Raw genomic sequence first — 9,683 nt, 5'->3', positions numbered from 1 at the left:
CACAGGGGGCTGGGAATGCCGCAGAAATATAGATTGCTTTCTTTAATAGTGATTTGTTTCACGCTTTTATTTTTCACCTGGATGATAAGGGATTCACTGTGTGAATTGCATATTAAACAGGGGAGTTATGAGCTGGCGACGTTTTTAGCCTGCAATTTGAAAGAGTAAGAGTCTTCGGCGGGAAGTTATTCCCGCCTTTCTTACGGCGTTGCGCATTCTCATTGCACCCAAATTTATTCTTCATAAAAATAATAATAGATTTTATTACGCGATCGATTATTTATTTCCTGAAAAACAAATAAAAAAATCCCCGCCATTTGGCAGGGATCTTCAATTCTGTGCTTTTAAGCAGAGATTACAGGCTGGTTACGTTACCAGCTGCCGGGCCTTTAGCGCCGCTTTCGATGGTGAAGGACACTTTCTGACCTTCGTCCAGAGATTTGTAACCATCGTTCTGGATAGCAGAGAAGTGTACGAACACGTCTTTAGAGCCATCGTCAGGAGTGATGAAGCCGAAGCCTTTGTCAGCGTTGAACCATTTTACGATACCAGTCATTTTACCGGACATAGTGTATTACCTTTAATAATTAAGTGTGCCTTTCGGCGATATGGCGTGCTTTACAGATTTTTGAAGCGTTAAAGGAAATGTGCACTACGAGGGGTATCAACGATAACTCTTGAAGGGACTTGCCTTACTACACTGCTTTAATGGTCTGTACGTCAAACCGTTGATGTGCATTAAGCCACGCATCGGAGGGTTATGCAACATTTATTTTTCAAATCTATGATTAATTTGTCGGAAAGCGGCCCTGTCATCAGGACCGTTATCATCAAAAAATGAAATAAAAGTCTATTCCATCAATTGCTTACTTAATGCTGGATTGGCTTGAATCAGGCGCATAAGTTTTAGTTCGGCACTGGAAGGCTTCACGCGTCTGGATTCCCATTCCTTCACCATGGCGACTGATACACCCAAAACCCGAGCGAAATCATCAATCTTTAGTCCTGTTCCTTTACGTAGTTGCTCAATCTCGGTACACGGCGTTGGTCTGTGTGTCTGGGTAATCTTCTGTGTTTCATCTTTAAAAACAATATGTTCAAGGCTGCTTAACAGCTCATGCATTGGATCTTTGTATTCCATTGAAAACTCCTCCAATCACACTGCGGGATCGTGAATTTCATCGAAGCTCATTAAGAATAGCCGGGAAAAACAGGCGAGGTGGTGGGAAATTAAGCGTGGGAGCGCCACGATTCGATTCAGCCCGATAGCAACAGTGATGAGTCGTGTCCTAACGATCTGAAAAGTGCGGCTATCTCTACCTGAGCAAATCCGATTGTAAAGATTTCGAAATATTATATTCGACGGCTAGAGAGTGCCCGGAAGCAGAATAACCTGATGTTTTTAACAATAAATAAACAAATAATGTTTCTGCGACATGTCATGTAATTTTCCCTGGAAGATTATGCAGAAAGGGTATCCTGCAAGCCTGTCCTGGACTATCCTTGTCACGTCAGACACGCGTGTGTCGTTGTGCGCTTTTTTTGGGTGAAAGGAGTAAGAAAATGGCGACAGGAAAGTCCTGCTCTCGCTGGTTTGCGCCTCTTGCGGCGTTATTAATGGTAGTTAGCCTGAGTGGGTGTTTTGATAAAGAAGGCGATCAGCGCAAAGCGTTTATCGACTTCCTGCAGAATACAGTGATGCGTAGCGGCGAACGTCTACCAACCCTGACTGCCGATCAGAAAAAACAATTTGGTCCTTTTGTCTCTGATTACGCGATTCTGTATGGCTATTCTCAGCAGGTGAATCAGGCGATGGATTCCGGTCTGCGTCCGGTTGTAGACAGCGTTAACGCAATTCGCGTACCGCAGGATTACGTTACACAAAGTGGCCCACTGCGTGAAATGAACGGTTCGTTAGGCGTGCTGGCACAGCAGCTGCAAAATGCGAAGTTACAGGCAGACGCCGCGCATTCCGCGTTGAAACAGGCTGATGATCTGAAACCCGTGTTTGATCAGGCATTCACCAAAGTGGTGACAACCCCGGCAGATGCTTTGCAGCCGTTGATTCCGGCGGCACAAACCTTCACACAACAACTGGTGATGGTTGGGGATTATATTTCCCAGCAAGGCACTCAGGTGAGTTTTGTATCAAATGGCATCCAGTTCCCGACGTCTCAGCAGGCAAGTGAATATAACAAACTGATTGCGCCATTACCGGCACAGCATCAGGCGTTTAATCAGGCCTGGACCGCAGCCGTCACTGCAACGCAATAAAAATAGTAAAAGCCCGAGAAAATTATCGGGCTTTTACTCATACGGTCGCGGTTTACCCCGCGACGTGCGGATTCACACAGTTCTTTTCAACCTTTCCTTGTAACGCATTAATCAAATTATCCACGGCACATGCCGCCATGCCATAGCGCGTCTCATGAGTGGCTGATCCAATGTGCGGAACTGCGACAACATTTGCCATAGAGAGCAATGGAGAATCAATTGGTAGCGGCTCCTGTTCAAAAACATCCAGTCCGGCGGCATGAATTTCTCCATTCTGTAACGCCGCGATTAGCGCATTTTCGTCAACGACCGGACCGCGGCCTGCGTTAATGAAGATGGCAGAGGGTTTCATTTTGGCGAATTGTTCAGCGCCAAACAGGTGATGGGTTTCTTCCGTTAGCGGCAGAATCAGGCAGACGAAATCTGATTCTTGTAACAGAGTATCCAGACCGCAATAGCGGGCGTTAAAGCGTTCTTCCGCTTCTTTATGGTGGCGACGCGCGTTATAGAGAATCGGCATATTGAAGCCAAAATGCGCTCGCTGCGCCAGCGCCATGCCAATCCGTCCCATTCCGACAATGCCCAGTGTTTTATGGTGAACGTCGGTGCCGTACCAGTCCGGGCCAATATTTGCGGTCCATTCGCCAGCTTTTACGCGTTCTGCGACTTCCACAACCCGACGTGCTGTGCACAGTACTAGCGCCATGAGTGTATCGGCTACCGTTTCTGTTAATACGGTTGGCGTATGCATTAGCAGGATTTTACGGGCGTTAAGCGCATCGACATCGAAATTGTCATAGCCTACGGAGATCGTTGAGGCGGCACGCAGTTTCGGCATCTTTTCCAGCAATGCAGCATCAACATTTTCGTTTGAACCCAGTAAACCTTCGGCTTCGGCAAAAATCTCCGCATTTTGTTTGATAGTCTGCGGATTGAGGTTTGCCACCTGGTGAACGGTGAAATGCTCTTGCAGGCGATGCAGTAAATCATCAGGTAAGGCTTTGTAGAGGATAACGGACGGCTTCATGTTTCTCTCCATTCGCTGAGAAGGCCTTCACCTTAGCCTGGAAAATGAAGCAGGAAAACTGAAGAATACCGGGTGATTAAACCACCACCCGGCATGAAAGGGATTACAGCGGGCTTAAGGTAATTTCTACGCGACGGTTTTGCGCTTTACCTTCTGCAGTGCTGTTGCTGGCAATTGGGTTCGCCGGGCCAAGACCCTGAGTACGGATACGGCTGGCGTCCACGCCCTGGGTGATCAGCGCGCTGGCAACGGAATCTGCACGCTGCTGGGACAGACGCATGTTCAGGTCGTGACCGCCAGTGCTGTCAGTGTAGCCAATCACGTTAACCGCAGTTTTCGGGTACTCTTTCAGCACCATCGCAACACCGGTCAGCGTGTTAGCGCCCGCAGGTTTCAGGGTAGCGCTGCTGCTGTCGAAGGTGACGTTATTCGGCATGTTGAGGATAATGTTATCCCCACTGCGGGTTACGCTAACGCCGGTACCGCGCATTTTGTCGCGCAGTTTCGCTTCTTGCACATCCATGTAATAACCTACGCCGCCGCCCAGTGCTGCACCTGCCGCTGCGCCAATCAGCGCACCTTTACCGCGATCTTTCTTAGAAGAAGAGAGCGCGCCAATGCCTGCGCCAACGAGAGAGCCCAGACCTGCGCCGATAGCGGATTTACCCGCTTCGCGTTCGCCGGTGTAAGGGTTAGTGGTACAGCCAGATACCGCCAGAGCGCCGCTCACAACGGCGGCAATCAGATAAACACGTTTCTTCATTGTTAATCCTTAATGACCTTTTTATTCTTTGCCACGGGTTCCGTGGCGGGAGATTATGCCGTGTGAACATGAAGATTATTCCTGGGAATACTCGGAAATTTGTAAGTAATATTTAACTGCTCAATATATCTAACCTTTCAGGAGCCTCCGGTTTGGCCAACTCATCCTCACGTTATTCTGTTCTTACTGCTGCCCATTGGGGGCCAATGGTGGTTGAAACTGACGGCGAAACGGTCTTCAGCTCACGTGGCGTGTTAACGACAAAAATAGAAAATTCCTTGCAGAGCGCGGTTCGTGACCAGGTTCATAGCAACACGCGGGTGCGGTTTCCGATGGTACGTAAAGGTTTTCTTACATCGCCGGAAAAACCACAAGGTGTAAGGGGACAGGATGAATTTGTGCGCGTCAGTTGGAATGAAGCACTGGATCTTATTCACCAACAACATAAACGTATTCGTGAGACTTATGGTCCAGCGTCGATTTTTGCCGGCTCCTACGGCTGGCGTTCAAACGGCGTGCTGCATAAAGCGTCAACCTTGTTACAACGCTATATGGCGCTGGCAGGTGGTTACACCGGGCATCTGGGAGATTATTCGACAGGTGCGGCGCAGGCCATCATGCCGTATGTGGTTGGCGGGAGTGAAGTTTATCAACAACAGACTAGTTGGCCACTGGTTCTGGAACATAGTGATGTGGTGGTGTTGTGGAGCGCCAATCCGCTAAATACGCTGAAAATTGCGTGGAATGCGTCTGATGAGCAAGGGCTTGCTTACTTTTCCGCACTGCGCGATAGCGGGAAAAAGCTGATCTGCATTGATCCAATGCGATCGGAAACCGTCGATTTCTTTGGCGGTAAAATGGAATGGATCGCACCGCATATGGGCACTGACGTTGCGCTGATGTTAGGCATTGCTCATACGCTGGTGGAAAACGGCTGGCATGACGAGGCATTTTTGGCGCGTTATACCACGGGTTACGACATCTTTGCTTCTTACCTGCTGGGTGAAAACGATGGCGTAGCGAAGAGTGCTGAATGGGCGGCGACTATTTGTGGCATTTCAGCAGAGAAAATCCGCGAACTGGCAGCTATTTTCCATCAAAACACCACGATGCTGATGGCGGGATGGGGAATGCAGCGTCAGCAGTTTGGCGAGCAAAAACACTGGATGATTGTCACGCTGGCGGCCATGATCGGGCAAATTGGCACGCCTGGTGGCGGTTTTGGTCTTTCTTACCATTTTGCCAATGGCGGCAACCCGACCCGCCGCTCTGCGGTGCTTTCATCCATGCAGAGCTGTTTACCGGGCGGTACGGATGCGGTGGATAAAATTCCTGTCGCCCGCATCGTTGAAGCGTTAGAAAACCCGGGCGGCGCATACCAACACAACGGCATGAATCGCCATTTCCCGGATATTCGCCTTATCTGGTGGGCGGGCGGTGCTAACTTTACCCATCATCAGGATACTCATCGCCTGATTCGCGCCTGGCAAAAACCGGAGCTGGTGGTGATATCCGAATGTTTCTGGACGGCGGCGGCGAAACACGCCGATATCGTCCTGCCAGCGACCACGTCGTTTGAACGTAACGATCTCACCATGACCGGTGATTACAGCAACCAGCATCTGGTACCGATGAAACAAGTGGTGCCGCCGCGTGGTGAAGCGCGTAATGATTTCGATATCTTTGCTCAATTAAGTGAGCGCTGGGAAAAGGGCGGTTATGCGCGCTTTACAGAAGGAAAAAGTGAGCTGCAATGGCTGGAAACGTTTTATAACGTCGCCCGACAACGTGGGGCACATCAGCAGGTTGAATTGCCGCCGTTTAATGCGTTCTGGGAAGCCAACCAGTTAATTGAGATGCCGGAAAATCCAGCCAGCAAACAGTTTGTCCGCTTTGCCGATTTCCGTCGTGACCCGCAGGCGCATCCGTTAAAAACGGCCAGCGGTAAGATTGAAATCTTCTCACAACGTATTGCCGATTACGCTTACCCGGATTGCCCAGGGCATCCGATGTGGCTGGAGCCGGATGAGTGGCAGGGCAATGCCGAACCGGAACAACTGCAAGTCGTTTCTGCCCATCCGGCGCATCGTCTGCACAGTCAACAGAATTACAGTTCACTTCGCGAATTGTACGCGGTGGCGAACCGCGAGCCTGTCACCATTCATCCCGAAGATGCGCAGGCGCGCGGCATACAAGATGGCGACACGGTACGGGTATGGAATTCGCGCGGACAGATCCTTGCCGGAGCGGTGATTAGCGAAGGTATCAAACCCGGCGTTATTTGCATTCATGAAGGAGCATGGCCGGATCTGGATATAACCGCTGGCGGTATTTGTAAAAACGGCGCGGTGAACGTGTTGACTAAAGACCTCCCCAGCTCGCGGCTGGGGAATGGCTGTGCGGGGAATACAGCGTTGGCGTGGCTGGAGAAATACACCGGCCCGGCATTGCCGCTTACGGCGTTTGATCCGCCGGCCAACTCATAATCCAGGTGGGGAGCTGGGTTTCATCCTGCCATGCACAGTCGACAATGTGAAAACCCTGAGCATGGTAAAAATCTATCGCTGGCTGGTTTTTCTGGTAAACCTCCAGTAATAAGTGGGGATAGCGCTGTTGTACGTGTAGCATCAGCGCTTTACCGATACCACGTCTGACGGCTTTCGGTGCGACAAACATCGCCGCCAGAAATCGTCCTTCCATAATGCTGACAAAACCGAGAAATTCACCGTCTTCTTCCCACACCCAGTTTTGCGCATTGGCGAGATAGGCATCACGCACCAGCGGAATGCAGTCATGCCAGTAGTTTGCTTTTATAAAGGGATGTCCCCAGGTTGTACTTTCCAGCCACAACTCGAGGATTGCAGGCAGTTCCGAACGTTGCGCTTCTCGTATCATGCTTTGCTCCCGGGATGGCAACAACAGCCAACAATATGATCGTTCACCAACCCGCATGCTTGCATAAAGGAGTAACAAATTGTCGTGCCAACAAACTTAAAGCCGCGCTTTTTTAAGGCCTTAGAGAGCGCATCGGAGGCGGGAGTTGAAGTAGGGATTTCGCTCAACGTTGTAGCATTCGTCACTTGTGGTTGATGGTTTACAAACGACCAGACAAAGTCAGCAAACGGTTCGCCGTTCTGTTCCATTTGCAGATATGCCCGCGCATTACCAATAATCGCCTGGATTTTCCCTCGATGGCGAATAATCCCGGCATTTTGCAGCAGCTTTTCGACATCTTCCTCCTGCATTGCCGCGACCTTGACCGGATCAAACTGATGAAAACAGGCGCGATAATTTTCACGTTTTTTGAGGACGGTAATCCAGGATAATCCTGCCTGTTGTCCTTCAAGGCAGATCATTTCGAACAGTTTTTTACCGTCGGCTTCCGGCACGCCCCATTCTTCATCGTGATAGGCGATGTAAAGTGGGTCCTGACTTACCCAACCGCAACGTTCCATATTTTTCCTCGCTATGTGCTCTATCGTAAAAATTCTACCTGCTTTTCTTGACGCAACGGTGAAAGAGTCAATATTTAATACAGGGCTGATTTGCCCGACATCCTTCATACAATGACAATAATATTGCCGAATTCGGCTCTTCCCTGGAGTCGTGTTAATGATCATAAAAAAATGCGCTGGCTGCCAGGCGCTAAGTCTTCTGGCGAGCGTGGTAACCAGTTTCCTTTTTCTCAACACAGCATACGCCTGGCAACAAGAATATATCGCTGATACGCAGCCAGGACATACCACGGAGCGTTATACCTGGGATAGCGATCACCAACCTGATTACAACGATATTTTGTCGCAACGTATTCAAAGTAGCCAAAATGCGCTGGGGTTGGCGGTAAATTTGGCAGAAGAGTCGCCCACTGATGCAACCAGCAGTATTAGTATGGGCTGGAATTTTCCTTTATATGAGCAGGTTACAACGGGGCCTGTGGCCGCATTACATTACGATGGCACAACGACCTCGATGTATAACGAGTTTGGCGACAGCAATGCAACGCTGACCGATCCGTTACTACATGCCAGCGTCAGTACGTTAGGCTGGCGGGTTGATTCCCGGTTTGGCGATCTCCGTCCCTGGGCGCAAATCAGCTATCACCAGCAATTTGGCGAGAATATCTGGAAGTCGCAATCGGGATTAAGCCGGATAACGGCAACAAATCAGAACGGCAACTGGCTGGATGTGACGGTGGGGGCGGATATGCTACTTAACCAAAATATTGCAGCCTATGCTGCGTTATCCCAGGCCGAGAACAGCGCCACTAACAGCGACTATCTGTACACCATGGGCGTTAGCGCCAGATTTTAATGATTTGATTATAATTTAAACGCAATATTAACAATGGCTGTGATGATAGTGTGTACTAACTCACCAAATAATAATGTTGATGAATATTTGTCACGTCATTCATTCCTGAACTGAGGCATTTCATTCCGTTTTGATGGCATTTCATGCCGTTTTTCCCCAGGCATAAAGTGCACTTCGTTATGGTTGTTGGCAGAGATTTTTCCTTTTTATTAATGCAGGAATACTGCCATGACACCTTCCAATTATCAGCGTACCCGCTGGCTGACACTCATCGGCACCATCATTACCCAGTTTGCGCTGGGATCGGTTTATACCTGGAGCCTGTTTAACGGTGCGCTTTCTGCCAAGCTGGATGCGCCAGTGAGTCAGGTCGCTTTTTCCTTCGGCCTGTTGAGTCTGGGACTGGCAATTTCTTCTTCTGTGGCTGGCAAGCTGCAGGAACGCTTTGGTGTAAAACGCGTCACCATGGCCTCCGGTATTTTGCTGGGACTGGGGTTCTTCCTTACTGCGCACTCCAACAATCTGATGATGCTGTGGTTGAGCGCGGGCGTGCTGGTTGGGCTGGCGGATGGCGCAGGTTATCTGCTGACGCTTTCTAACTGCGTAAAATGGTTCCCGGAGCGTAAAGGTTTGATCTCTGCCTTTGCCATCGGTTCTTATGGTCTTGGCAGTCTGGGCTTTAAATTTATCGATACTCAGCTACTGGAAACGGTAGGCCTGGAAAAGACCTTTGTGATTTGGGGCGCAATTGTACTGGTGATGATTGTCTTTGGCGCCACATTAATGAAAGACGCGCCGAAACAGGAAGTGAAAACCAGCAACGGTGTGGTGGAAAAAGACTACACCCTGGCGGAGTCGATGCGTAAACCGCAATACTGGATGTTGGCAGTGATGTTCCTGACAGCATGTATGAGTGGCCTGTATGTGATTGGTGTAGCGAAAGATATCGCCCAGACTCTGGCACATCTTGATGCAGTTTCCGCCGCTAACGCAGTGACGGTTATTTCTATTGCTAACCTGTCTGGTCGTCTGGTGCTGGGTATTCTGTCGGACAAGATCGCTCGTATCCGCGTTATCACTATTGGACAGGTTATTTCGTTGGTGGGGATGGCGGCCCTGTTGTTTGCACCATTAAATGCAGTGACATTCTTTGCTGCGATTGCCTGTGTGGCATTTAACTTCGGCGGCACGATTACCGTCTTCCCGTCACTGGTTAGTGAGTTCTTTGGTCTTAATAACCTGGCGAAAAACTACGGTGTGATTTACCTCGGCTTCGGTATCGGCAGTATTTGCGGTTCGATTATTGGG

The 9,683-nt window shown here is 49.6% G+C and carries 12 protein-coding genes; 5 read left to right on the top strand and 7 right to left on the bottom strand.

Annotated elements, in window-relative coordinates:
- Positions 1 to 15 precede the first annotated feature (15 nt).
- Positions 16 to 168 (top strand): type I toxin-antitoxin system toxin HokA, encoded by a 153-nt coding sequence (hokA, locus tag EA14781_RS20550; RefSeq protein WP_001135742.1) that lies wholly within the window; start codon positions 16 to 18, stop codon positions 166 to 168.
- Here hokA and EA14781_RS25530 read toward each other — a convergent pair.
- The 3 genes from EA14781_RS25530 to EA14781_RS20540 form a co-directional block, all read right to left on the bottom strand.
- Positions 145 to 216, bottom strand: a complete 72-nt coding sequence (locus EA14781_RS25530) for a hypothetical protein (RefSeq protein ID WP_212734940.1) — start codon at positions 214 to 216, stop codon at positions 145 to 147. The two genes, hokA and EA14781_RS25530, sit on opposite strands and share 24 nt — an antisense overlap.
- Before the next feature lie 139 nt (positions 217 to 355).
- Positions 356 to 568 carry a transcription antiterminator/RNA stability regulator CspE gene (gene cspE / locus EA14781_RS20545; protein ID WP_000014594.1) on the bottom strand — a complete coding sequence of 71 codons (213 nt, stop codon included), beginning with the start codon at positions 566 to 568 and terminating at the stop codon, positions 356 to 358.
- Between the two features lie 282 nt (positions 569 to 850).
- Entirely contained in the window at positions 851 to 1,141 is a 291-nt protein-coding gene (locus EA14781_RS20540) for an HTH-type transcriptional regulator (protein ID WP_000455795.1), read from the bottom strand.
- 422 nt (positions 1,142 to 1,563) lie between these two features.
- Between EA14781_RS20540 and EA14781_RS20535 the strand changes: the two genes are divergently transcribed.
- Positions 1,564 to 2,274, top strand: coding sequence for a DUF3053 domain-containing protein (locus tag EA14781_RS20535; RefSeq protein ID WP_002460072.1), 711 nt, complete (start codon positions 1,564 to 1,566; stop codon positions 2,272 to 2,274).
- A 52-nt stretch (positions 2,275 to 2,326) separates the two neighbouring features.
- Here the strand turns inward: EA14781_RS20535 and ghrB are convergent, their stop codons facing one another.
- Both ghrB and EA14781_RS20525 read right to left on the bottom strand, forming a co-directional pair.
- Entirely contained in the window at positions 2,327 to 3,301 is a 975-nt protein-coding gene (ghrB, locus tag EA14781_RS20530) for a glyoxylate/hydroxypyruvate reductase GhrB (protein ID WP_000804993.1), read from the bottom strand.
- A 103-nt stretch (positions 3,302 to 3,404) separates the two neighbouring features.
- A complete protein-coding gene (locus EA14781_RS20525; protein ID WP_000747625.1) occupies positions 3,405 to 4,064 on the bottom strand; it encodes an OmpA family lipoprotein in 660 nt (219 codons plus the stop codon).
- A gap of 152 nt (positions 4,065 to 4,216) precedes the next feature.
- On the opposite strand from EA14781_RS20525, the gene EA14781_RS20520 reads away from it, so the two are divergent.
- The gene (locus tag EA14781_RS20520; protein WP_000024010.1) at positions 4,217 to 6,550 is read left to right on the top strand and encodes a molybdopterin guanine dinucleotide-containing S/N-oxide reductase; all 2,334 of its coding nucleotides are present in this window, start codon (positions 4,217 to 4,219) and stop codon (positions 6,548 to 6,550) included.
- On the opposite strand, the gene EA14781_RS20515 is transcribed toward EA14781_RS20520, so the two are convergent.
- Both EA14781_RS20515 and tag read right to left on the bottom strand, forming a co-directional pair.
- On the bottom strand, positions 6,519 to 6,959 hold the full coding sequence (locus EA14781_RS20515) for an N-acetyltransferase (RefSeq protein WP_000617465.1): 441 nt from the start codon (positions 6,957 to 6,959) through the stop codon (positions 6,519 to 6,521). The two genes, EA14781_RS20520 and EA14781_RS20515, sit on opposite strands and share 32 nt — an antisense overlap.
- A complete protein-coding gene (gene tag, locus EA14781_RS20510; protein ID WP_000438927.1) occupies positions 6,956 to 7,519 on the bottom strand; it encodes a DNA-3-methyladenine glycosylase I in 564 nt (187 codons plus the stop codon). Before tag ends, EA14781_RS20515 begins: the two co-directional genes overlap by 4 nt.
- A 157-nt stretch (positions 7,520 to 7,676) precedes the next feature.
- Between tag and EA14781_RS20505 the strand changes: the two genes are divergently transcribed.
- Both EA14781_RS20505 and EA14781_RS20500 read left to right on the top strand, forming a co-directional pair.
- Positions 7,677 to 8,375 (top strand): autotransporter outer membrane beta-barrel domain-containing protein, encoded by a 699-nt coding sequence (locus tag EA14781_RS20505; RefSeq protein WP_000584403.1) that lies wholly within the window; start codon positions 7,677 to 7,679, stop codon positions 8,373 to 8,375.
- 228 nt (positions 8,376 to 8,603) lie between these two features.
- Positions 8,604 to 9,683 (top strand): L-lactate MFS transporter (locus tag EA14781_RS20500; RefSeq protein ID WP_000189043.1); only part of this gene is annotated, 1,080 nt, incomplete at its 3' end.

Source organism: Escherichia albertii NBRC 107761 = DSM 17582 (assembly GCF_000759775.1).
GTDB lineage: Bacteria > Pseudomonadota > Gammaproteobacteria > Enterobacterales > Enterobacteriaceae > Escherichia > Escherichia albertii.
This window is presented reverse-complemented; position numbering and strand designations above follow the sequence as displayed.